The sequence below is a fragment of the Winogradskyella sp. J14-2 genome (assembly GCF_001971725.1).
In the GTDB taxonomy this organism is placed as follows: Bacteria; Bacteroidota; Bacteroidia; order Flavobacteriales; family Flavobacteriaceae; genus Winogradskyella.
Genome location: NZ_CP019388.1, coordinates 2,556,091 through 2,581,381, shown reverse-complemented (window position 1 = coordinate 2,581,381; position 25,291 = coordinate 2,556,091). Strand labels below are relative to the sequence as shown.

Here is a 25,291-nt window from a genome sequence, read left to right as displayed (position 1 = left end):
CTGATGAAGAAATTTTTACTCTTATCAATACTCTTTTTTGCTATTCTCAACATTAGCTTTTCGCAAGACGATCCTTGCAGTGCAATTGAACTACCTTTAAGCCCTGTCGGTTCTTGTAACTACATCATTGGCGACAATACAGGTGCAACGGATTCAGATTTAGTCAATCCTAATATTGACGCTCCTTCTGGTTGCGAACCAGTTAGCGCCAACTACAATGGTGCCGACGTTTGGTTTTACATTGATTTGGGTCCCTCTACAACGAGCATTGAAATAGACCTTACCCATATAGCTACTTCTAACTTTGATGATGGAGTTATCGCATTATATACTGGCACTTGTGGTGGAAACCTATCTATTGTAGAATGTGATGATGATTCAGGTGTTGGATTTCTTGAGCCCTATTTTAGTGTAAACGCTCTTACACCAAATACAAGAGTTTATGTTAGAGTTTGGGAATGGGGAGGTTTCGACCAAGGCACATTTAACATTTGTGCGTCTGAATTCGTACCACCACCGCCACTTACGTGCGGTGATACATTTTATGACACTGGTGGTGTAAGTGGAAACTATTCTAATAATGAATTTGAAACTACAACCATTTTTCCGACTACACCAGGCGATGCTGTAACTGCAACTTTTACTTCTTTTAATACAGAATCTAATTTTGATGAACTATACGTTTATGACGGCCCAAATGCTGCATCTCCCTTATTAGGTGTCTTTTCTGGTAGTACAATCCCAGGGCCTTTTACTTCATCGGATCCAACAGGTGCACTGACCTTTGTTTTTGATAGTGATAACTCAATAACTTATTCTGGATGGGAAGCTAGTTTATCTTGCGCACCTTATACACCACCTACAATTTGTGGATCTACGATTTACGACAGTGGTGGTGCAGGTGGTAATTATGAAAATAATGAACTAATTACAACAACACTTATACCAGATATTGCCGGAACTGCTATTGTAGCAACTTTTACAGCTTTTAATCTTGAAAATGGATATGATTATCTAGAAGTTTTTGATGGACCAAATAACACCTTTCCTAGCCTTGGTAACTTTACTGGCACAGGAATACCTGGCCCATTTACATCTTCGCACCCTAGTGGATCCTTAACTTTTGTATTTGATAGCGACTCTTCAATTACTTCTAGCGGATACGCTATTGATATAACTTGTGTAAACACTTGTAATCTTTTAATTACAGATACAAACTATCCCATTGGCTCAACCAATTGTGATTTAGATTATATAGAACTTACAACTAATGCTTTACCTCCTCCACCAATAGCGACAGTTTTTTCAGAAAGTTTTGATGGAACATCTTTCCCTGCCGGATGGACTGAGGTAAACGGTGCCACAAGTGCAGATTGGATTATTTCTAATTCTACCAATGCTGGTGGAACAGCTAGTGAAGCCATGTTAGATTGGACTGGCGGAAGCCATAATAGTACTTGGAGATTAAACTCCCCATTAATAGACATAACAGGCTATACAAATCTACAGCTAAACTTTAGCCAAGACTTTGATATCGCTGGAACTAGCACATTGATTGGCATCTATGTTCAAACTTCTACAGATAATATCAACTGGACCACTCAATATTCAAATTTAAACCCTACGACTGATGTTACTACTACTGAAAACATTGATATTTCAGCGCTAGACGGTAATAATAACCTTTATATTAGATTTAGGTTATCTGGTAATACCACATATTTATTAAGCTGGGCTATAGACGATATTTCAGTTACTGCAGACGCTGCACCTTTACCGCCTCAAATAACCTGGTCACCCGACAGCAATCTATATACAGATAGCACCCTAACAACTCCTTATGTTGCCGGGAATTATGCAGGAACTGTTTATGCCGCACCCAACGGAACACAAACATATACCGCAACCGACCAAAATAGTTGCTCAGATATGGTAACTGTAACATTTAATAAAAAAATATGGAATGGTACTGCGGGAAATATAGATTGGAGCACTGATGCTAATTGGTTTCCTATTGGAGTACCCACAAACAGCAACTGTATAGTAATACCAAACACAGGAGGTAACGACCCTATAATTGATGGTGCCACTAATGGTGGCGGCTATAATCTAACTATTGAAAATGGCGCAGCGCTTACACAACAACCTAATTCTACATTAACAATTGTAAACTCAATAGAGGTAGAAACTGGTGGCACATATGCTATGGAAGATAGCTCTAGTCTCATTCAAGTTGATGATGTAGCTAACACTGTCAATGGTACTTTTACTATGAACAGAAACACAAACATTAGAGTTAATGACTATGTGTATTGGTCTTCTCCCGTTACCAGTTTTAACATCCAAGATATATCACCTGCAACACCGAATGGATACAAATTTGAGTGGCTTCCTACTGCATCTCAAGGAATTGGACCACCTGGCAATATGGTTTTTGGAGAATGGCAAGGGTACGACTCTGGCGCAATGAATGTTGGTAAGGGCTACATAGTAAAAGGCCCTACAGGACACACGGCAACTCCTTCAAACTATACGGCTACCTTCTCTGGAAATCCAAATAATGGCACTATAGTACAACCTATAGAGCGAGGAACTTACACTGGTATTAATTACACTTATCAACCTATTCCTGGTGGTGATAATTTATTAGTAACTAGCGATGATGACAATTGGAATCTCATTGGTAACCCATATCCCTCAGCCATCAATGCTATAGACTTTTTAACTCACACCAATAATGGTAACATCTCAGGAAGTGTTTATTTATGGACACACGGAACAGATATTGGTGCAGGAAACACTGACCCATTTTATGATGATTATGTCTATAACTATAACGTAGCCGATTATGTCGCCTACAACTCAAGTGGCGCATCCACACCACTAGGTTTTAACGGAAACATTGGTGCTGGCCAGGGATTCTTTGTATTAATGACAGATGCGGCATCAACAACCGAAACAGTAACCTTCGATAATACTATGAGAAGTAGCACTTATGCTAATAATCAGTTTTATAGAACCAGTAATCCGTCTAACATGGATGGTTCGGCTGCCAACAGAATATGGTTAGATTATGTGAATGCTTCTGGTCAAACTAGTACAACTTTGGTGGCTTATATTGATGGCGCTACTTATGGCGAAGACCGAATGTTTGATGCACATACAACTGCAGGAAACGGATTAAACCTTTATTCTTTAATTGATGACAAAACATTCCTCATACAAGGACGCGAAATGCCATTTGATAACAACGACCAAGTACCTATAGGCCTTAACATCACAGAATCTGGTATTCACACAATAGCAATTAATACATTACAAGGATTATTTAATGATAATAATCAAGATATTTTTATTGAAGATTTACTAAATGATACAATTCATAATATTAAGGAATCCCCTTATTCGTTTACAAGCCAATCAGGAATTATAAATGATCGATTTGTTTTAAGATTTACCAATACAACGCTTGGGCTAGAAGACCTCGATACCTTAAGTGGTGTAGTGATTTTTGAAGATAACGAAAAAATAACCGTAAAATCAAATTATGGAACCATTACCTCAATTGATGTATATGATGTGCTCGGAAGAACATTATACTCTAATAAAACGGTTAACGTTAATAGGCTCTCTCTTAAATCAATTTCACCCAACAATGCCACCTTAATCCTAAAAATTAAACTAACAGATGGCAAACAAAAAATAGCTAAGGTTATTTTTTAAAATACTTTATAAAACCCAAAAAAGGCCTCTTTTTTAAATAATTGAGGTCTTTTTCATTTAAATAAGCCTCACGTTCAAAAGAAATATTTCGGTATGCCAAATGCCATTTCTTATATTGTAATAATCGAAATAAAAACTCTAGAGTGTAGAGTACAAAAAAAAGAATAATCAACAATTCTAACTGTTGTTTTAAGTGGATTTTCTCATGATTAATCAACACATCATTTCCTTTCAATGCTTTACTTTTTAAAAACATGAAAGGAAAAACAGTCATACCAATATAACCTCTAGGTATCAAGTATTTTGAAATCAATATCACAACAGTGTCTATTCAAAAATCAATCCAAATTACATTATCTTTGTAAGACATGAAAAAATATGTCCCAATAGAAGAAGGAGATTACTACCTAACACCAGAAGGGTATCGCTGTTTTACGGAGCAATACCACCTAAAGCGTGGTTACTGTTGCGAAAGCGGCTGTAGACATTGCCCTTATGGTTTTAATAAAAAAATAAAAAAGAAATAATGCAAGTAACAGAACTATCATTTAAAGATCAGATTTTAGAAGGCATACCAGATATTTTACCTCAACCAAAACCATACGATCACAACATAAATCATGCACCTAAACGAAAAGCTATCTTATCTCCCCAAGAAGAAAAATTAGCACTTAGAAATGCATTGCGTTATTTCAACAAAAAACACCACAGCACTTTACTCCCAGAGTTTAAGCAAGAACTAGACAAATACGGTCGCATTTATATGTACCGTTTTCGTCCAGACTACAAAATGTACGCACGACCAATTGATGAATATCCAGCAAAATCGAAACAAGCGGCAGCTATAATGCTAATGATTCAAAACAATTTAGATTATGCTGTTGCTCAACACCCACATGAATTAATTACTTATGGTGGCAATGGTGCTGTGTTTTCTAACTGGGCACAGTACAGGCTTACAATGAAATATTTGGCTGAAATGAATGACGAGCAAACACTTGTGATGTATTCTGGTCATCCTATGGGATTGTTCCCTTCACATAAAGAAGCGCCCAGAGTTGTGGTTACTAACGGTATGATGATTCCTAACTATTCTAAACCAGATGACTGGGAAAAATTCAATGCATTAGGTGTTACACAATATGGACAAATGACAGCCGGAAGCTACATGTACATTGGCCCACAAGGTATTGTTCATGGCACTACAATTACAGTTTTAAACGGCTTTAGAAAAATAAATAAATCACCTAAAGGACACATTTTTGTTACCTCTGGTTTGGGCGGAATGTCTGGAGCACAACCAAAAGCAGGTAACATTGCTGGTTGTATTACGGTTTGCGCAGAAGTAAATCCTAAAATCACTCAAATTAGATTAGACCAAGGCTGGATTGATGAAAAAATCACTGATTTAGATGAATTAGTTGCTCGAGTTCAAAAAGCGCAAATAAATAAAGAAACAATATCAATAGCATACTTAGGTAATATTGTTGAAGTCTGGGAAAAGTTTGACGAATCAAATATTCATATCGATTTAGGAAGTGACCAAACCTCACTACACAATCCTTGGGCAGGTGGCTATTATCCGGTTGGCTTATCTTTTGAAGATTCAAATGAGATGATGGCAAAAAATCCCGAGCTTTTTAAAATCAAAGTACAAGAAAGCTTACGTCGCCATGCAGATGCAATTAACAAGCATACCGAAAAAGGGACTTATTTCTTTGACTACGGAAATGCCTTCTTGCTAGAAGCCTCACGCGCTGGTGCTGATGTAATGTCCAAAAAACTTTCAATTAGCCGAGAGTTTAAATATCCAAGCTACGTTCAAGATATTATGGGACCAATGTGTTTTGACTATGGTTTTGGTCCCTTTCGTTGGGTTTGCGCTTCGGGCAAACCAGAAGATCTTGCTAAAACAGATGCAATTGCTTGCGAAGTTTTAGAGGAAATCATGAAAAATTCACCTGAAGACATCCAACAACAAATGGCTGATAACATTCAGTGGATTAAAGGTGCGCAAGAAAATAAATTAGTCGTTGGCTCACAAGCCAGAATATTATATGCAGACGCAGAAGGTCGAATGAAAATTGCCGAAGCCTTCAATAAAGCCATAGAAAATGGTGATATTGGCTACGTAATTCTAGGGCGTGATCATCACGATGTCTCTGGGACAGATTCCCCATACAGGGAAACAAGTAATATTTATGATGGCTCTCGTTTCACTTCAGATATGGCCATTCACAATGTTATAGGAGATAGTTTTAGAGGAGCCACTTGGGTAAGCATCCACAATGGTGGTGGTGTTGGCTGGGGAGAAGTGATTAATGGTGGATTCGGCATGGTTCTTGATGGTACCAAAGAAGCATCAACGCGTCTCAAACAAATGCTATTTTGGGATGTAAATAATGGTATTTCCAGAAGAAGTTGGGCAAGAAATGAGGGAGCTATTTTCGCTATAAAACGCGCTATGGAAACCGAACCAAATTTAAAAGTTACATTGCCAAACACTGTTGATGATGATCTTTTAAAAAACATTTAAAAAAAAGTGATATGAAGAGACTACTCAAATTTACACCAGTTTTAGTTATGGTTATTCTTCTATCGTCATGTAGCTCTGTGAGAGTAGCTGCAGATTACGACAGAGAAGCCAATTTTGACCAATACAAAACCTTTGCGTTTTTCAAGCCTGGAATTGACAAAGCAGAAATAAGTGATATCGATAAAAGAAGAATCCTTAGAGCTATTGAAGCTGAACTTTTAGCAAAAGGAATGACTAAGTCCGAAAATCCAGATATGCTAGTGAGTATCTTCACAAAATCAAACCAACGTGTGGACGTATACAACAATGCCTGGGGCTTTGGCGGCTGGGGCTGGGGAGGCTTCGGTGGCTGGGGTTGGGGCTGGGGACCTGGATTTGGTTGGGGACCTGGCTGGGGCGGAAGTAGTGTCTCAACACAGACTGAAGGCATGCTCTTTATTGACTTTATAGATACTGACAAAAAAGAATTATTCTGGCAAGGTTCTGGAACTGGATATCTAGTGACACGAAATGTCGAAAAGAAGGAAGAACGTATCAGAGAGTTTGTAGCCAAAACTTTAGAGCAGTTTCCTCCATCAAAATAGGATTTTAAAACATAAAAAATTAAAGCACTGATTACGCAGTGCTTTTTTGTTTAAATATTTTAGAAGTAGCTATTATTTTAAATATTCTATCTTTGCCGACTTCAGAAAGAAAACGTTATGATTTTAGGTCAAACCACAAGAAAGAATTTTACACAAAACCCTAAAGACGATATTTTATCTGGTCTTACAGTTGCATTGGCATTAGTCCCTGAAGCTGTAGCATTTGCTTTTGTTGCTGGTGTAGATCCACTAGTTGGATTATATGGTGCTTTTATGATGGGTATCGTTACTGCTTTATTTGGTGGACGACCAGGAATGATTTCTGGTGCTACAGGTGCAATGGCAGTGGTTATGGTGCATCTTATTCAAAAAGGAAATGAAGTTGGTATTAATTTAGATACACCTATTGAAAACCTCGGGCTTCAATGGCTATTTATTACCTTATTATTTGTTGGTGGTATTCAAATTTTAGCAGGTATTTTTAAGCTTGGAAAATTTGTAAGACTTATTCCTCATCCTGTAATGATGGGCTTTGTAAACGGTTTAGCCATCGTTATCTTCTTATCACAATTAAAATTATTTCCTAATGCTGTTCCACAGGATATTTCATTTTTTGGTAATCCTTCTGAATGGTTTTCAGCATTATTATCAAATGCAGCTTTTTGGAAAATGATGGGCTTTATTGGTCTGACTATGGGAATTATGTATGGACTACCTAAACTTACCAAAAAAATTCCTGCTGCTTTAGTAGCTATAGTCGTTGTCGCTTGTATTACAATTTTTGGTGGAATTGAAATGAGTACCGTTGGTTCTTTTATTGCAGAAGGTGGTGGTAAAGGCTTAAAAGGTGGGTTACCAACATTTCAAGAACAGATTTTTGGATTATTCGGAACACTTGCAGGACATTGGGATATCATTATTTCGACAGCATTCATTCTAGCTGCAGTAGGTTTAATTGAATCATTAATGACCTTAAACCTTGTAGATGAAATCACAGAAACCAGAGGAAATGGTAATCGCGAATGTATTGCTCAGGGAAGTGCCAATATGCTAAATGGTTTATTTGGTGGAATGGGTGGCTGTGCTATGATTGGTCAATCGATCATCAACGTAGATTCTGGCGGTCGTGGTCGTTTATCTGGCGCTTTTGCAGCTGTCGCTTTGTTAGGATTTATTCTATTTGCCGCACCATTAATTGAGCAAATTCCTATTGCTGCATTAGTAGGTGTAATGTTTATGGTAGTTATCGGAACATTCGCCTGGTCTAGCTTTAGAATCATTCGTAAGATTCCTATTTCTGATGCTATTGTACTTATTACTGTTTCTGCTATTACAGTTTGGAAAGATTTGGCCGTTGCCGTAATTGTTGGTGTTATCATTTCGGCATTGGTATTTGCTTGGAAAAACGCCACAATGATTAGAGCAAGAAAACGTCTTCAACCAGATGGGACTAAAACTTACGAAATTTGGGGACCATTGTTCTTTGGATCTATTCAAAGTTTTAATTCAAAATTCGACGTAAAAAATGACCCTGAAAAAGTTGAAATAGATTTTGTAGAGTCGCGTGTTAGCGATCATTCTGCCATGGAAGCTATTTTTAATTTGGTAAACAAATATGAAGCTGCAGGTAAGAGTTTAAAACTAAAACACCTTAGCGAAGACTGCAAAACTTTAATGTATAAAGCAAGCCCTAAGTTTAAAGAGGTTATTGTAGAAGACATCAATGATCCTCGCTATTATTTAGCAGCTAATCCTGAAGAATTTACAAAACCACTTTCGGAATACGATTTATAAAAGATAAGCGCTAAGACCTAAGCCTTAGACCATTAAAATTAAAAACAAAATTAAATTAATAAAAATAATTGATAATCAATTATTTAGACTACCTTCGTTACTTAATTTAATATATTTTAATATGAATACTGGTACAGTAAAATTTTTTAATGACTCTAAAGGTTTTGGATTCATAACAGAAGAAGGAAACAGCAAAGAGCATTTTGTACACATTTCTGGTTTAGTTGATGAGGTTAGAGAAGGTGACAATGTAGAATTCGATTTAACAGAAGGAAAAAAGGGATTAAATGCAATTAATGTAAAAGTTATATAAGTATACTTAAAATCTTTTTATGAAAAAGCCTATCAAAAATGATAGGCTTTTTTTATTTTAATAATCTAATAACATTTTAACCTTAGTCTTCACCTTTTCAGTTGAAGGAATCATTGCTTGTTCTAATGTTGAATTCAGTGGAATGGCAGGCATATTCTCGCTACCAATCGTCATCACTGGCGCATCTAAATACTTAAAACATTCTTCCTGAATTTTTCCAGCTAATGCTCTCGCAAAACTATTATCACTCGGCTCTTCTGTTACCACCAAACATTTGCCTGTTTTCTTAACCGACTTCATTACAGTATCTTCATCCAAAGGGTAAAGCGTTCTAAGATCTACAATTTCAATTTGATCACGCATATCTAATTCACCTGAAGCATTGTAAGCCCAATGCACACCCATTCCATAAGTTACAATGGTACACGTTTCTACATCGTCTTGCTTCCAGATTTCCTGTGGCAACCATGCTTTTCCAAAAGGTAAAATATAATCCTCAGCAGGCTCTACAGAAGTTGCTGTTTTTGTTCCAGGAACTTTAGACCAATACAAACCTTTATGCTCAAAAATAACTACTGGATTCGGGTCGTAATAAGCAGACTTCATCAAACCTTTTAAATCGGCACCATTACTTGGGTAAGCAATTTTAATACCTCTTATATTAGTGACTATACTTTCCACAGAAGATGAGTGGTAAGGTCCACCACTACCATAAGCGCCAATTGGCACACGCAAAATCATACTTACAGGCCATTTTCCGTTACTTAAATAACAGCTTCGGCTCACTTCGGTAAATAATTGATTGAGTCCTGGCCAAATATAATCGGCAAACTGAACCTCAACAATTGGCTTTAAACCCACCGCACTCATACCAACCGTAGAACCCACAATAAAAGCTTCTTGAATTGGTGTATTGAAAACTCTGTCATCACCAAATTTCTGTGCTAATGTTGCTGCTTCCCTGAACACACCACCTAGTCGGCCACCAACATCTTGTCCATAAAGCAAACACTCTGGATGCTTACGCATTAATTCTTCTACAGCGAATAAGGCACAATCTACCATCACTACTTTTTCCGCACCTTCTGGTGAACGCTCACCTTTTTCTTCGGTAATTGGCGTTGGCGCAAAATCGTGGGTAAATAAATCTTCTGGTGTTGGATCTTCAGCTTTTAAAGCTTTTTGAAAATCATTTTCAACCAGCGTTTTTATTTCCGCTTCAATAACATCTATATCCTTTTGAGTGAAACCACTATCTAACATTTGCTGTTTTAAAACAGAATATGGATCACGAGATTTTGCTTCTTCCAAGTCATCACGATACCATTCCATACGCACACCAGATGTATGATGATTCAATAACGGCACTTTAGCGTGCACCAAAAATGGTCGACGCTCGTCTCGTATGGTTTTTATAACTTTTTCTAGAGCTTCGTAGCTTTCAATAAATTTAGCACCATCTATAGAAATGGCTTCTAATCCGTGAAAACCTTTAGCATATTCTGCAGCATTTTGAGCTCTGGTTTCGGCTTCATTGGCTGAAATATCCCAACCGTTGTCTTGCACCAAATATAGAATTGGCATTTGCTTTAAAGCCGCCATTTGAAAGGCTTCTGCAATTTCGCCTTCGGTAACTGATGCGTCCCCTAAACTACAAACCGTGATTGGTTTTAATTTAGATTCTTCGCTATCGCTCTGAATGACATTAGGATTCCTTAAATTTTGCTTTTCCAAATATTGCATTCCCATAGCGACACCAGTTGCAGGAATAGCTTGCATACCTGTTGCTGATGATTGATGCGGAATTTTAGGCTTATCGGCATCTTTTAAACTTGGATGCGAATAATATGTTCTTCCACCAGAAAATGGATCGTCTTTTTTAGCCAATACCTGTAGCATTAAATCGTAAGGTGTCATACCAAAAGCTAACAACATTGCATCGTCTCTATAATACGGAAATGCATAATCTTGAGGTAACAATTGCATTCCTAAAGCGGTCTGAATGGCTTCGTGACCACGCGATGTAGCGTGCACGTATTTTGAAACTACTTTGAAGTTAGCCTCATACAATTCTGCCATTGTTTTGGCGGTTACTAAATTGGTAAATCCTTTTTTTAATATCTCTTTATTCATCATTATATCTATTCGTCAGTTCGAGTGAAATTGTCTTAAGCAATTTTGTATCGGGAACTTTATAATTACTTCTCGATACAATTTGCTCGTTCCTCACAAATCACTCAAAGTGACGTTATCTTTACACTAATTCCTTTTCAACCTTTATCATCCAGTTGAATTTATCTTCAATTTTTCCTGTTTTTATGGCATTTAGCGTGTTGTTAACATCTAATCCTACCGGACTTTCATCAGAGACGTGAATGTCGCCATTTTCTGTACCAATACTCTGAATGTAAGCAATACCAACGGCTGTTCCTGTTCCGAAAGCTTCCTCTAAAAGGCCTTTTTCTGATGCTTCTCGTATTTCGGTAAGCGTGATTGGACGCTCAATAACTTCAAAATCTTTATCCTTTAAAATATCGATAACGCTCATTCTGGTAATGCCATCGAGAATAGCGCCATCGCGACGTGGTGTGATGAATTTCCCATCAATTTTGAAGAAAATATTCATTGTTCCCACCTCTTGAATGTACTCGTGCTCAACAGCATCTAACCACAATACTTGGTCGTAGCCTTTTGCTTTTGCTAATTCTGTAGGACGAATTGCTGCTGCGTAATTTCCAGCCGCTTTTGCTTCGCCTGTACCACCATCTACAGCACGAACATATTTCTTCTCGGCCCACAATTTTATACGCTTGCTAAAAAACGGCCCTGCTGGTGATGCCATAATGATAAACTTGTAACTTGTGGCTGCGCGCATACCGATAAAGGCTTCATCGGCATACATAAATGGACGTAAGTATAAAGCACTACCATCTTGTGGTGGAATCCAAGCTTTATCCATAGCCACTAATTGTTTTAAGCCTTCTACAAACAATTCTTCTGGAACATTTGGCATTCCCATTCGGTCTGCACTAAAGTTTAAACGTACCGCATTTTTATCGGCACGGAATAGCATTGGTGTTCCATCTGCATCTACATTAGCTTTCATGCCTTCGAAAATGGCTTGTCCGTAATGCAATGCCATTGCTGCTGGATGCGTTGGAATTAAAGCTAAAGGTTCTATTCTTGGGTTTTGCCATTGGCCATCTTTATAATCGCAGATAAACATATGATCTGTAAAAGATGTTCCTAATGGTATGTTGTTGAAGTCGATAGTATCGACTTTTGATGTTTCTATTTTTTTGATTGAAATATTCATGTTTATTTTTTTTCGTCAGTTCGAGTGAAATTGTCTTTAGCAATTTTGTATCGAGAACTATTTAACTACTTCTCGATACAATTTGCTCGTTCCTCACAAATCACTCGAAGTGACGTCGTTTTTATATTTTTCTATTCGTATCAAATTGTTCTAAATAATCAGCAACTCTTCGCACAAAGCTTCCGCCTAAATACCCATCAACAACACGATGGTCGAAGGACAAGGATAAGTACATCATACTTCTAATAGCGATTTCGTCGCCTTTTTCAGTTTCGATGACTTCGGCACGTTTTTTTATAATTCCTAATGCTAAAATGGCAACTTCTGGTTGGTTGATAATTGGCGTTCCCATTACGCTACCAAACGTCCCAACGTTAGAAATAGTGAACGTGCTGCCTTTGATATCGTCGCCACTCAACTTATTTTCTCTTGCTTTTCCAGCGAGCTCGTTTACGTTTTCGGCTAATGTTTTTAAGTCTTTAGTATCAGCATTTTTAACTACTGGCACAATTAAATTTCCACTTGGTAGTGCTGTTGCCATACCAATATTAATGTCTTCTTTTACGATGATATTGTTACCATCGACAGAAGCATTGATATTTGGAAAATCCTTGACTGCTTTAGCTACAGCTTCTACAAACAATGGTGTAAAGGTTAGTTTTTCACTATATTTTTCTTGAAAAGCAACTTTATTTTCATTACGCCAATTTACCATATTGGTTAAGTCGGCTTCAACATAAGCCGTTACATGCGGTGACGTATGTTTGGAATACACCATATGATCTGCAATCATTTGGCGCATACGATCCATTTCTACAATCTTTCCTTTGCCTTTATCGAACGTTAATTGCGGAATGCGATAAGCCGTTGGATCTTGTACCACTGGCTGTGCAAACTTGTATGGTCTGCCATCTTCGATATAATTGAATACATCGCTCTTTCTTAATCGTCCTTCGTTTCCGGTTGCTGGAATTCTTGCTAGTTCTTCAAAACTAATGTGATGCTCCTTTGCAATGGAAATAATTAGTGGTGAGAAGAATGTATTTGTATTATTGACTGAAAATGAATTTGAAGTTGACGCCTCAACTGCGCTCGATGTGATGGAACGTTTCTTTTTAGTTTTCTTTTGAGACGTCTCGACTGCGCTCGACGTGGCAGCTTCTTCTTTAGGTTTTTGCTTAGAATTGGTCGCTTCAACTTCTAAAATGGCGATAACTTCACCAACTTTTACCACATCTTTTGCTTGGTATTTGGTTTCTAACAACGTTCCTGCTGCTGGTGCTGGCACTTCGTTATCTACCTTATCTGTAGCTACTTCTAATATAATATCGCCTTCATCAAAAGAATCGCCTTCATTGATTAACCAATTAATGATGGTTCCTTCTGTGATGCTCTCACCCATTTTGGGCATTTTTAGTTCAAATTTAGACATAGTCTTTATCTTCAATTTAGATTCCGCATCTAATGCGGAATGACAAAACGTATTAACTAGCGTTTGTTAGTTTGTGCCTTTATTTTTAAATCGAGTAAACTTATTTTGATAGTAATTACTCATAAACTTCTCGATACAATTTTCTCGTCCCTGAAAAATCACTCGAAGTGACGTTCATCTTTTCTATTTTTTCATAAAATCACGTAATGTAGCATACGTGTTTTCTTGTACTAATCTATCTTTTGGTACTTCTCGAAGTGGTTCTACTTCTCTCAAAGTCTCGTGACAATCTTTTGGCAATTGCTGATACAATTGTGTTCCTTTAGTTTTCCAAGCAATCATCTCGTCGCTTACCTGCTTGATGACTTTTGCTGGATTACCAACCACCAAACTACGTGGTGGAATTTTAGTTTCGGCCTTAACAAATGCCATAGCGCCAACGATACTTTCATCTCCAATTTCGGCATCATCCATAATTACGGTATTCATACCAATGAGGCAATTACGGCCCAAATTGGCTCCGTGAATGATGGCTCCGTGACCAACGTGTGCACTTTCTTTTAGGGTAATAGATTTACCTGGAAACATATGCACTGTACAGTTTTCTTGCACGTTAACACCATCATCTAAAATGATTTGTCCCCAATCTCCACGAATGGCAGCACCTGGACCGATGTAACAGTTTTTGCCAATGATGACATTGCCAGTGACTGCAGCCAATGGGTGCACGAAACTGCTTTCGTGTACAACTGGTGTGTATCCTTGGAATTTGTATATCATAATGCAGCCCCTTTTAATTTCCCCAAAGGGGAAAAACACTCCGTTGTGCTTACTGTTGTGTACTGTTTCATTTTCTCTTTCTTAGTTCCTTCCCTTTGGGAAGGTTAGGATGGGCTTTTTTATTTAAATCGTTTTAATGTTTCTTTTGTAAAATCACTTAATACCAAGCGACCACTAACGGCTGCTCTTTCGGCTAGAAGCGTGTCCCAATCTTCGGTACCTTGCCAAAAGATTTTCTTCATTTCTTTCATTGCTTCTGGATTGTAATTACAAAGATTTTCGGCAAAAGTTTTTACGGCTTCATCTAATTCATCTGTAGTATCAAATACTTGTGTAAATAAGCCTTTTTGTTTTGCCCATTCTGCTGGATAAAACGTATTGGCATCAATGGCGATTTGTGACATTCCGCTTAATCCTAACTTGCGCTCTACAGCCGGACCAACAACAAACGGACCGATACCAACGTTTAGCTCGCTTAACTTTATAGCTGCAAATTTTGTTGCCATACAATAATCGGTTGCCGAAGCAACACCTACTCCTCCACCAACGGTTTTTCCTTGCACTCGTCCAATAATAAATTTCGGACATTTGCGCATTGCATTAATCACGTTGGCAAATCCTGAAAAGAAGACTTTTCCTGTCGCTTCATCATTGATATTTATCAACTCGTTAAAACTTGCTCCAGCACAAAATGTTCTATCGCCTCCACTTTTTAAGACGATAACTTTAATGTCGTCATTATAACCAGCATCGGTAATAGTTTGTGCTAATTCAGCTAGAATATTTCCTGGTAATGAGTTATGCGCAGGATGAAAGAATTCGATGTATCCTACTTGGTTTTCTATTTCTAATTTAACATAAGGGTTACTCATATTATTTTGTTTTATTTGTGAAACCTCTCGACTGCGCTCGAGGTGACATTAATTTCTATTTTATAACAAATCGAACTGCTCGAAATGATGGTTTAAATGTTTTCTTTCGAGTAAGTAAGATTCGTAACGATTCAACTCGCCAAATACTATATTCTTCAATTTAGCATCTGGATTTTCCTTGAAGAACTCGATGTATTTTTTACGTTGTTCTTTAAACTTCTCAATCGCTGTTTCTAAATCTTGATGTTTTAAATCATCTAGCGTATCTTTTTCTAACTGCGGAAATTGAGAGTTCTGCGGAAACTTTCTATAGTTATACAAGCTTGCGTGTACCTTGTCTAAAATCTTCTGTGGTGTAGAAATTTCAAAGTCTTGAATTTCGCCAGACGCAATTTTATAAGTGTATTCTAAATGCTCAATCATATGTTGAGGCGTCATAATGCCCCATTTTGGTTTGGCGTCTGCTTTTAATTTTGATAAGCATTCGTTGATTTTTTCTTCGGTCATTTCAACAAATGTTTCTTGTTTTTTCTGAACCATTGTTAAAATGGTAGCCACGGCAACCAACGGACTGTCTTTGTCTGTTTTTTGACTTTCTGGTCGATTTTCAAAATTAGCATCAAACACCTCAACGTGCCATTTTACAATGCCACTTGGATGCTCTGTTGATGACACATCTCTATCTACTTTTTCCTTACAGGTTAAACGCACATAAATGGTATCGTTGTGATATAACGGTCTTAAAAATCGGATAGAATCCAAACCGTAATTTGCCGCTACTGGACCTTTATTTGGATACACGAATAAACCAGCTGCTGCAGAAATTATAAAATAACCGTGTACTGTTCGTTTTTCAAAAATACTGCCATCTAGTGAGGTTATATCTGTATGTGCATAGAAATGGTCCCAAGTTAGATTGGCAAAATTCTGAATATCGGAATCCGTAAGCGTACGCTTGTGTGTTTTTAAAGACATTCCTGGTTGGATATCTTCCCAATGGTACTTAAACGGATGGTCTTCAGCTTCTTTATATTTTGCATTTTGCTGATAAATGCCAGTAATTTCAGTGATGGTTGATGGTGTTCCTTGAATGGCTGTACGTTGTAAATAGTGTTTAATGCCACGCATTCCACCCATTTCTTCTCCACCACCAGCACGTCCTGGACCTCCGTGAACTAAGTAAGGTAGTGGCGAACCGTGACCTGTACTTTGTTTTGCCATTTCGCGATTAATCACCAAAATTCTTCCGTGATGACTCGCTGCATTAACTACATAATCCGTCGCGATGTTATCATCGAATGTTGCAATAGAAGACACTAACGACCCTTTACCCATTTGCGCTAATTGCACAGCTTCGTCCATTGACTTGTAAGGCATAATGGTACTTACTGGTCCGAATGCTTCGCGCTCGTGAACAACACTATTCTGGAAAGGATTATCAGTTCTAAACACCACCGGACTAATAAATGCACCTTTGTTGGCATCCGCTCCAATAGTCTCAATATTATCCAAATTGCCATAAACTATTTCAGCTTCTTTGCTGATATCTGCAATAGAACTTTTCACTGCTTCAACTTGTTGCTTACTCACCAATGAACCCATTCTCACTTCCTTAAGTCTTGGGTCGCCAATGGTGACTTTATCGAGCTCTTTTGCTAATGCGATTTGAACATCCTCAACTAAATTTTCAGGAACAATAATGCGTCGGATGGCTGTACATTTTTGTCCAGCTTTTACGGTCATTTCCTTTCGAACTTCCTTAACGAACAAATTGAATTCTGGTGTTCCAGGAACTGCATCTTCGCCTAAAATAGAGGCGTTAAGCGAATCAGCTTCCATAGTAAAAGGCACCGATTCTTCAATTAATCTTGGATGCGCTTTTAATAAGCGACCAGTTGCGGCTGAACCTGTAAAGGTGACGACATCTTGAGACTCGACGGTATCTAAAATGGTTTTAACTGTCCCGTTTATGATTTGAAGTGCGCCTTCTGGTAAAATACTAGAATTAATAATTTCTCTCGCTACTGCCTCTGCTAAATAAGCTGATGATGGCGCAGGCAAAACTACTGCTGGCACACCTGCCATCCAGTTTACAGCACACTTTTCTAACATTCCCCAAACCGGGAAATTAAACGCGTTGATGTGCACTGCAACACCTTTTTTTGGCACCATTATATGATGTGCCATAAAACGTCCGCCACGAGACAAATCGATTGGGTCGCCTTCTACGTGGAATGGTTTGTTTGGAAATAATTTTCGTAATGATGCATTGGCAAACAGATTACCAAAACCACCTTCTATATCTATCCAACTATCTACACGCGTTGCGCCAGTTCTGTAACTTAAATCGTAAAATTGTTCTTTGCGCTTTGTAAGGTAAAGTGCCAATTTTTTGAGCATATTACCGCGCTCTTGAAAGGTCATTTTACGAAGTACTTCGCCTCCTTTTGTGCGTGCGTAGTTAAGAACTTCAGGAATATCTAATCCTTCAACAGCCCAATTTGTAAAATGTTCGCCTGTTATAGCATCGTAAATTGGTGCTCCTTCTTCTTTTCCTGTAGTCCAGTTTCCGCAGATATAATGTTCTATTTTTTTCACAATCATTTATTTTTTGAGGTTGTCAGGTCGAGCGCAGTCGAGACCTATTAAAATTAAAACTCAAATACCTCTCGACTGCGCTCGAGGTGACAGTTCTATCACTAATTGAATTCACGATATCTTAAGGGTTTATAATTTGAATGTGTTGCATTTCTACATTCTGATAAAATCTGCAACAAATCATACTTTCCATTTGCTAATGCATATTTCTTTTTTGAACTCCATTTTTTAATTTTCTTCTCAAATCGAATAGCTTGTTCTATATCATTAAAGACTTGTTCAAAAATTAATTTTAGTGGTCTTCTTTTAAATGTAAAACAACTTTTGTTTATACCCTTTTGATGTTCATCTAATCTTCTCGACAAATTGTTTGTTATACCTGTGTATGTTAGATTATCTGAACATTGTAATATATATACATAATACGTTTTCATAATTGACCTCTCGACTGCGCTCGAGGTGACACATTCATTATTTGAGATTGTGGATTAACGATTTTTGATTTTTGAAGTTCTCACTACTTCTTAAATCTTCAATCGACAATCTTCAATTGTTAATTATTTGCATTCTCTATGATCGCTGCATAGCCTTGACCCACACCAATACACATCGTTACCAATGCGTAGCGCTTGTTTTGCTCTTTGAGCTCTAAAGCCGCTGAATAGGCGATTCTGGTGCCTGTAACACCAAGTGGGTGACCTATAGCAATCGAGCCTCCATTTGGGTTAATTCTTGGATCATCGTCCGCCAATCCCCAGGCTCTGATACACGCCAATGCTTGTGCTGCAAAGGCTTCGTTGAGCTCTATGATGTCAATATCGTCCATTGTTAATCCGGCTTTTGCCAAAGCTTTATTGGACGCCTCGACTGGACCGATGCCCATAATTCGAGGTTCTACACCTACGACAGCCGAACTCACGATGCGCGCTAAAGGCTTTAGATTATATTTTTTTACAGCTTCTTCACTAGCGATAATGGTTGCGGCTGCTCCATCATTTAATCCTGATGCGTTTCCTGCGGTTACGCTACCTCCTTCTTTTTTAAAGGCTGGTCGTAATTTGGCTAAAATCTTTTTTGATGTTGTTGGTTTTACAAATTCGTCTTTTGCAAAAACGATTGGGTCTTTTTTGCGCTGTGGAATTTCGACAGGTACAATTTCTTTTTCTAATCGTCCGTTTTCTTGCGCTTGTGATGCTTTCATCTGACTCCAATAGGCGAATGCATCTTGATCTTCTCGCGAGATATTATATTTCTCTACTAGATTTTCGGCAGTCATTCCCATTCCGTCTGTGCCATACATTTCGTGCATTTTTGGGTTTACGAAACGCCATCCGAATGTGGAATCGTAAAGTTTTGAATCGCCTCCAAAAGCGCTTGATGGTTTTGCCATAACGTACGGACCGCGTGTCATATTCTCAACACCTCCAGAGATAAATACATCGCCATCTCCAGCTTTTATCGCTCTGTTAGCGTGAATAATTGCTGACAAACCAGAACTACATAGTCTATTCACGGTTTCTCCTGGAACTGTAAATGGCAATCCAGCTAAAAGTGATGCCATACGTGCTACGTTACGATTATCTTCGCCTGCTTGATTGGCACAACCTAAAATAACATCGTCGTATGCTTCTTTTGGGATGTTTGGGTTTCGTTTTACGATTTCTTTGATTACTAAAGCTGCTAAATCGTCTGTACGCACAGCCGATAATGTGCCTTTATAATTTCCTATTGGTGTTCTTATGCCGTCTATTATGTATGCTTGTTTCATAACTAATGCCTGCGAAAGCAGGTATCTTATTATTTGTTATTCCTAAATATTTTATTTCCTAAATTCCAGTTCAAACTTAAATCAGCCCAACTCGGATTCATTTCTTCTATTAATTTAATTTTCCAATCTCTCTTCCATTTCTTGAATTGAACTTCTCTAATTGACGCCTTTTCACCATTTTCAAATTCTTCAAAATAAACTAGAATCTCACAACTGTATCTAGCTGTAAAAGATTTTGGATAAACTTTTAATTTATGTTCTTTAACTCTTTCTTCTAAATTATCAGTTACTCCTATATAAATTACTCCATTTGGCTTGTTTGCCATAATATAGACGTACCAATATTTCATTTATTCTTTATTATGAGATTCCTGCCTTCGCAGGAATTTTATTCCCAATCCTTTTGAGTGCGATAAACAACACCTTTAAAAAGTGCTACCAGTTCATTTCCTCGTTTTACTTCTACGATATTAAATCCGAGTCTATTTTTTACATTTTCTATCACAGATTCAGCGACTAAATAATCTCCTTCATTTAATGCTTCTATATGATTGATGCTGGTTTCTATGGATACAGCAAATTTTCCGTGTGTATTTGCTGCGAAACCAAAAGCGGTATCTGCCAATGCATAACTGATTCCACCGTGTGCTTTTCCCATACTATTCAACATTTCCTTGCGAACCGTCATTGCCACGCGACAACGACCGATTTCGCATTCTAGGATTTCGATGCCTAACCAAGTGCTAAATGCATCTTGACTTAACATTTTATGTGGGATATCTGCTCCTTTCATAGTTCAATTCGTTACCTCGAGTGATCTTCGACAGAAGATTGTATCGAGAAGTTTCGCTTGTTCTCGATACGCTTCGCACTCGAACTGACGCTAGTTAAAAAATGTTCTGTTTTCTTCATTCATTTTACGTAACAACGGACTGCAACGGTAACGGTCTTCGTGGTACTCGTTGTACAATTCATCTAGTTTGGTTACACACCAATCAATGCCTTTTTCATCTGCCCAGGCTAATAAGCCTTTTGGGTAGTTAACTCCTTTAGTCATTGCGTTGTCTATATCTTCAGCTGATGCGATATTTAGAAACAAAGCGTCTGCTGCTTCATTGATTAACATTACTAAAACACGGTTGAATATTTGTTGAGAGAGAGACCTCTCGACTGCGCTCGAGGTGACAGTTTGAGATTCTTCGATATCGCTCTGAATGACACGCTTTCCGTTTTGGTCGTAATCGTAATAACCTTTTCCGGTTTTTCTTCCTAAATAGCCTGCTTCACTTAAACGTTTTTGTGTGAAACTCGGTTTGTATCTTGGGTCGAAATAAAAGGCTGTAAACACAGTTTCTGTTACTATGTAGTTAACATCGTTACCAATAAAATCCATTAATTCGAATGGTCCCATTCTGAAACCTCCCAATGTTTTCAAGCTATGATCAATAGTTTCAAAATCAGCAATGCCTTCTTCGTAAATTCTTAAGGCTTCTCCGTAAAATGGTCGCGCTACGCGGTTTACGATAAAACCAGGTGTATCCTTTGCAACAGCTACTGTTTTTTTCCAACTTTTTATGGTTTCAACCGATTTGTCTAAAACTGCTTTTGAGGTTTGTACTGCTGGAATGACTTCAACCAATTTCATCAATGGTGCTGGGTTGAAAAAGTGAATTCCAATGCAACGCTCTGATTTTTGTAAAGATGATGCTATGGATGCTATGGATAAACTCGATGTGTTCGAAGCTATGATGCATTCTTCTGAAACATATGTCTCCAATTTTGAAAACACTTTCTTCTTTATATCAATATTTTCTACGATAGCTTCAATCGTAAGATTTGAATCTGCTAGTGCTTTTAGACTATCGACATACGTGATATTTGACTGAATTCTGTTTTTTTCTTCAGTATCTATTCGACCTTTTTCAATGAGTCTATTTAATATTTTTTCAAGGCTTGCTTTAGCTTTGTCTAAAGCCGCTTGGCTGGTATCATATAATTTCACAGAACAACCTGCAGTTGCCGCTACTTGAGCGATACCGCTTCCCATTGTTCCTGAACCTATTATTCCTACGTTCATATTTTCTTAATTAGAATGAGATCCTGAAACAACACTTCGACAAGCTCAGTGTGACAGTTCAGAATGACAAATCATCCAAAGGGAAGATTTGTCAGATCTACATTTCCGCCAGAAATGATAATTCCTACGTTCTTATTTTTAAATTCTTCTTTATTCTTTAAAACAGCAGCAAAAGCTACTGCGCTTGATGGCTCTACAACTATTTTCATGCGTTCCCAAATGAGTTGCATAGCCTCTTTAATTTCTTCTTCTTCTACTCTGATAATTTTATCAACTAAAGTTTTTATAATTGGAAAATTACGGTCTCCTAAATAGGTTTTCAATCCATCTGCAATGGTATTTGTGCTTTTGTTTTTTTCAATCTTACCTGATTTTAAAGAACGATAAGCATCATCGACTTCCATTGGTTCTGCTCCTATTATTTTGCAATTTGGTGCAAACTGACCAATAGCTAAAGCTGTACCTGCCAATAATCCACCACCTCCAACTGGTGCTATAACTATATCGAGTTTAGGCTGCTCCTCTAACAACTCCTTTGCTGCTGTCGCATTACCGTAAATCACTTCATCTTGATTAGATGGATGTAAAAATGACGCTTTAGTTTCTTTTTGAATTTTATTCGCTGTAAATTCTCTGGCTTCGGCTGTTGACTCACATTCTATAATTTCACCACCATAGGTTTTAACACCATTCTTTTTAGCTTGTGGCGCATTTTCTGGCATAACGATATATGCCTTAACACCAATTTTCTTAGCTGCTAGTGAAACAGCTTGAGCAAAATTACCTGAAGAATGTGTCACCACTCCGTTTTGTCTTTCTTCATCAGAAAGGGATAAAATTGCGTTTGATGCACCTCTCATTTTAAAAGCACCCATTTTCTGAAAGTTTTCACATTTAAAAAACACATTACAACCTGCTATTTCATCAAGTAACTGTGATGTTAACACAGGTGTTTTGTGAATAAATGGTTTTATTCGGTTGTGAGCTTCTATGAGAGTTTTTTTATTCATATTAGAGACCTTTCGACTGCGCTCAAGGTGACACAAGAATTAATTGCCTTTAAAAGTTGGTTTACGTTTTTCAACAAAAGCTGAAACGCCTTCTTCGTAATCTTCAGTTTGAGCTGCTTCTATTTGTAATTTTGACTCTAATGCTAATTGCTCCTCTAAATTATTCGTCAAGGATTGATTCAACGCTTCCTTGATTTTCCCTAAAGCTAATGTTGGCATATTAGCCAGTTTTAAAGCTAATTTATTTACTTCCTCTTCAAAACTTTCTAATGGCAATACTTTGTAAATCATACCCATTTTTTCGGCTTCATCGGCAGACACTTTATCTCCTAACATCGCCAATGCTGATGCTTTTTGAAAACCTATTAATCGTGGTAAAAAGAATGTTCCTGCACTGTCTGGTATCAAACCTATTAAACTAAACGCCTGAATGAAACTTACTTTTTCGTGAGCAACAACAATATCACAAGCTAATGCAATGTTTGCTCCTGCTCCTGCTGCCACACCATTTATCGCACCAATAATTGGTTTTTTAATAGTTCTAATCCTTGTGATGATTGGATTGTAATGTTCTTCTAGAATTTTCTTGAATCCTGGATTTAGTTCAGGACTTGTCACTTCTTTTAAGTCTTGACCTGCGCAAAATGCTTTTCCGTTTCCTGTTAAAACTATAGCTCTTACTTCTGCATTACTTTCGCAATCGTCAAAAACTTGCTGCAGGTTTAATGCCATTTCACGATTGAAGCTGTTAAAGACTTCTGGTCGGTTTAGTGTGATGTAGGCTATATTTTTTTCTATTTTTAATTCAATTGAATTACTCATAATAGTCTTTTATTTTCTTTTATTCATTTTTGTCTTGACACAAAAACGAACCAAAAAAGTCAAGTTGAAATGAGGAATTTTTCAATCTTGTTACACTGATTGAAAATCTCAAAATAAAATCTAAATTTCTTCCAAGGCTTCAGAAATTTTTAACGATTTCATTTTGTTATTCTGCATTTCAACATTACTTACTTGTTATCTAATTTTCTAACAGCGAAGCGGTCTAACTTCTCTATTCTAATTTCTACTTTAAACATTTAAAATAATCAAATGGTTCTTGGCAATCGTTGCACTGAAATTGTGCTTTACAAGCTGTTGAACCAAATTGACTTATCATTTTTGTATTTGTGCTTCCGCATTGCGGACATTTTACTAATTGTTTTCCTTTAAGCAACACCGACTTATCGGCTTCGGCATCTAGTGGTGCAGCAATACCATAATCTTCGAGTGCTTTTCTGCCTCTTGGCGTAATCCAATCGGTTGTCCAAGCTGGATGTAAAATCAAATCTACTTCAGCTTTATAACCGGCTTTTTGCATGGCACGTTTGATATCGTCTCCGATAACATCCATTGCAGGACAACCACTGTAAGTTGGTGTAATTTCTATTTTTACTACATCATTTTCGATAACCGCAGAACGCACCACTCCCATATCCATGATGGATAATACTGGGATTTCTGGGTCGCTTACATTTTCCAGTATTTTATATAATTTTTGGTCTATTTGTAATTTGTCTTTTGTCAAAATTAAATTTTAAAACACCCCTAAAGTCCCACTTCGACAAGCTCAGCACATCGCCTCAAGGGGACAATTAAAATTACAATATTGTAAATATCTTCTTCGACTTCGTCTTCAGTTTCGATTTCAATTTAAGATTCCTGCTTGTGCAGGAATTGATTACCATTCCATATTTGGATAGGTGCGTTGCATATATTGTAAATCGGCCAGCAAGTAACCCATATGTTCGGTATGAATGCCTTGCTTTCCTCCTTTTTGAAAATATTTGCTTTCTGGAACGCTTAACGTTGCTTCTTCTAAAACCGCATTTACTTCTTCGTAATAAGCGCCTTTTAATTTAGTGACGTCTACTCCAACGCCTTCTGCAACCATAGCTTTATCAGCTTCGGTTTGATGAAACAATTCATCTGTATACGTCCATAAATCGTTTATTGCGGTTTGAATACGGCTATGGCTTTCTTCTGTTCCATCACCTAATCGCTTAATCCAATCGGATGAGAAACGCTTGTGGTAACTTACTTCCTTGATGGATTTTTTTGCAATAGCCGATAAGTTTAAATCGGTACTTTTTTCTAATTCGGTTAGCATTAAAAAATGATATACATCGAACAAAAATTGTCTTGCCATTGTGTATCCAAAATCAGTATTTGGTTGCTCTACCAATAACACATTGAAGTATTCGCGTTCTTTACGAAGCATTGCGATATCATCTTCAGTTCTGCCGTCTCCAGCTAACTTCGCTGCATATTGATAATAACTACGTACTTGCCCTAACAAATCTAATGACATATTGGTGCACGCGATATCGGTTTCTAAACTTGGTCCGTGACCGCAAAGCTCTCCTAATCTCTGACCGAGAATGAGACTATTATCTGCGATGCCTAGGATATAGTTGTATAGGTTTTTGTTTTTCATTTTTACTCAAAT

At 37.5% G+C, this 25,291-nt stretch carries 21 protein-coding genes; 6 read left to right on the top strand and 15 right to left on the bottom strand.

Annotation, left to right across the window (positions count from 1 at the left end; translation table 11 throughout):
- Window positions 1–3 precede the first annotated feature (3 nt).
- The 6 genes from BWZ20_RS11555 to BWZ20_RS11530 all read left to right on the top strand — a co-directional run bounded on the left by BWZ20_RS11555 (window position 4) and on the right by BWZ20_RS11530 (window position 8,950).
- Complete coding sequence (locus BWZ20_RS11555) at window positions 4–3,723, top strand: CUB domain-containing protein (RefSeq protein ID WP_076620160.1); 3,720 nt, start codon at window positions 4–6, stop codon at window positions 3,721–3,723.
- 368 nt (window positions 3,724–4,091) lie between these two features.
- On the top strand, window positions 4,092–4,250 hold the full coding sequence (locus tag BWZ20_RS15410; RefSeq protein WP_198034951.1) for a DUF5522 domain-containing protein: 159 nt from the start codon (window positions 4,092–4,094) through the stop codon (window positions 4,248–4,250).
- Window positions 4,250–6,259 carry a urocanate hydratase gene (locus BWZ20_RS11545; RefSeq protein WP_076620158.1) on the top strand — a complete coding sequence of 670 codons (2,010 nt, stop codon included), beginning with the start codon at window positions 4,250–4,252 and terminating at the stop codon, window positions 6,257–6,259. The genes BWZ20_RS15410 and BWZ20_RS11545 overlap by 1 nt, the downstream gene beginning before the upstream one ends.
- Before the next feature lie 11 nt (window positions 6,260–6,270).
- Window positions 6,271–6,843 (top strand): DUF4136 domain-containing protein, encoded by a 573-nt coding sequence (locus tag BWZ20_RS11540; RefSeq protein WP_076620157.1) that lies wholly within the window; start codon window positions 6,271–6,273, stop codon window positions 6,841–6,843.
- 117 nt (window positions 6,844–6,960) lie between these two features.
- Window positions 6,961–8,637 carry a SulP family inorganic anion transporter gene (locus BWZ20_RS11535; protein WP_076620156.1) on the top strand — a complete coding sequence of 559 codons (1,677 nt, stop codon included), beginning with the start codon at window positions 6,961–6,963 and terminating at the stop codon, window positions 8,635–8,637.
- A gap of 121 nt (window positions 8,638–8,758) precedes the next feature.
- A complete protein-coding gene (locus BWZ20_RS11530) occupies window positions 8,759–8,950 on the top strand; it encodes a cold-shock protein (RefSeq protein ID WP_076620155.1) in 192 nt (63 codons plus the stop codon).
- 57 nt (window positions 8,951–9,007) lie between these two features.
- Here BWZ20_RS11530 and BWZ20_RS11525 read toward each other — a convergent pair whose 3' ends face one another.
- From BWZ20_RS11525 to paaC, 15 genes are all read right to left on the bottom strand, one after another.
- Window positions 9,008–11,083 carry a thiamine pyrophosphate-dependent enzyme gene (locus BWZ20_RS11525; RefSeq protein WP_198034985.1) on the bottom strand — a complete coding sequence of 692 codons (2,076 nt, stop codon included), beginning with the start codon at window positions 11,081–11,083 and terminating at the stop codon, window positions 9,008–9,010.
- Between the two features lie 121 nt (window positions 11,084–11,204).
- The gene (locus BWZ20_RS11520) at window positions 11,205–12,272 is read right to left on the bottom strand and encodes a branched-chain amino acid aminotransferase (protein WP_157358398.1); all 1,068 of its coding nucleotides are present in this window, start codon (window positions 12,270–12,272) and stop codon (window positions 11,205–11,207) included.
- 115 nt (window positions 12,273–12,387) lie between these two features.
- Complete coding sequence (locus BWZ20_RS11515) at window positions 12,388–13,698, bottom strand: dihydrolipoamide acetyltransferase family protein (protein WP_076620150.1); 1,311 nt, start codon at window positions 13,696–13,698, stop codon at window positions 12,388–12,390.
- Between the two features lie 183 nt (window positions 13,699–13,881).
- A complete protein-coding gene (locus BWZ20_RS11510) occupies window positions 13,882–14,478 on the bottom strand; it encodes a transferase hexapeptide repeat family protein (protein WP_076620148.1) in 597 nt (198 codons plus the stop codon).
- Window positions 14,479–14,597: 119 nt separating this feature from the next.
- On the bottom strand, window positions 14,598–15,350 hold the full coding sequence (locus BWZ20_RS11505; protein ID WP_076620146.1) for an enoyl-CoA hydratase/isomerase family protein: 753 nt from the start codon (window positions 15,348–15,350) through the stop codon (window positions 14,598–14,600).
- Between the two features lie 60 nt (window positions 15,351–15,410).
- Window positions 15,411–17,954: a phenylacetic acid degradation bifunctional protein PaaZ gene (paaZ, locus tag BWZ20_RS11500; protein WP_410529700.1), complete on the bottom strand. Its 2,544-nt coding sequence runs from the start codon at window positions 17,952–17,954 to the stop codon at window positions 15,411–15,413.
- A gap of 95 nt (window positions 17,955–18,049) precedes the next feature.
- Window positions 18,050–18,382, bottom strand: a complete 333-nt coding sequence (locus BWZ20_RS11495) for a GIY-YIG nuclease family protein (RefSeq protein WP_076620144.1) — start codon at window positions 18,380–18,382, stop codon at window positions 18,050–18,052.
- Between the two features lie 119 nt (window positions 18,383–18,501).
- Entirely contained in the window at window positions 18,502–19,716 is a 1,215-nt protein-coding gene (gene pcaF / locus BWZ20_RS11490) for a 3-oxoadipyl-CoA thiolase (protein WP_076620142.1), read from the bottom strand.
- A 29-nt stretch (window positions 19,717–19,745) separates the two neighbouring features.
- Window positions 19,746–20,042: a GIY-YIG nuclease family protein gene (locus tag BWZ20_RS11485; RefSeq protein WP_232217102.1), complete on the bottom strand. Its 297-nt coding sequence runs from the start codon at window positions 20,040–20,042 to the stop codon at window positions 19,746–19,748.
- Window positions 20,043–20,104: 62 nt separating this feature from the next.
- On the bottom strand, window positions 20,105–20,509 hold the full coding sequence (locus BWZ20_RS11480) for a PaaI family thioesterase (protein ID WP_076620138.1): 405 nt from the start codon (window positions 20,507–20,509) through the stop codon (window positions 20,105–20,107).
- Between the two features lie 90 nt (window positions 20,510–20,599).
- A complete protein-coding gene (locus BWZ20_RS11475; protein WP_076620136.1) occupies window positions 20,600–21,793 on the bottom strand; it encodes a 3-hydroxyacyl-CoA dehydrogenase NAD-binding domain-containing protein in 1,194 nt (397 codons plus the stop codon).
- 71 nt (window positions 21,794–21,864) lie between these two features.
- Window positions 21,865–22,803 (bottom strand): pyridoxal-phosphate dependent enzyme, encoded by a 939-nt coding sequence (locus tag BWZ20_RS11470; protein ID WP_076620134.1) that lies wholly within the window; start codon window positions 22,801–22,803, stop codon window positions 21,865–21,867.
- A gap of 39 nt (window positions 22,804–22,842) precedes the next feature.
- Window positions 22,843–23,625 carry an enoyl-CoA hydratase-related protein gene (locus BWZ20_RS11465; RefSeq protein WP_076620132.1) on the bottom strand — a complete coding sequence of 261 codons (783 nt, stop codon included), beginning with the start codon at window positions 23,623–23,625 and terminating at the stop codon, window positions 22,843–22,845.
- Window positions 23,626–23,869: 244 nt separating this feature from the next.
- On the bottom strand, window positions 23,870–24,373 hold the full coding sequence (gene paaD, locus BWZ20_RS11460) for a 1,2-phenylacetyl-CoA epoxidase subunit PaaD (RefSeq protein ID WP_410529710.1): 504 nt from the start codon (window positions 24,371–24,373) through the stop codon (window positions 23,870–23,872).
- Between the two features lie 150 nt (window positions 24,374–24,523).
- On the bottom strand, window positions 24,524–25,279 hold the full coding sequence (gene paaC, locus BWZ20_RS11455) for a 1,2-phenylacetyl-CoA epoxidase subunit PaaC (RefSeq protein ID WP_076620129.1): 756 nt from the start codon (window positions 25,277–25,279) through the stop codon (window positions 24,524–24,526).
- Window positions 25,280–25,291 lie beyond the last annotated feature (12 nt).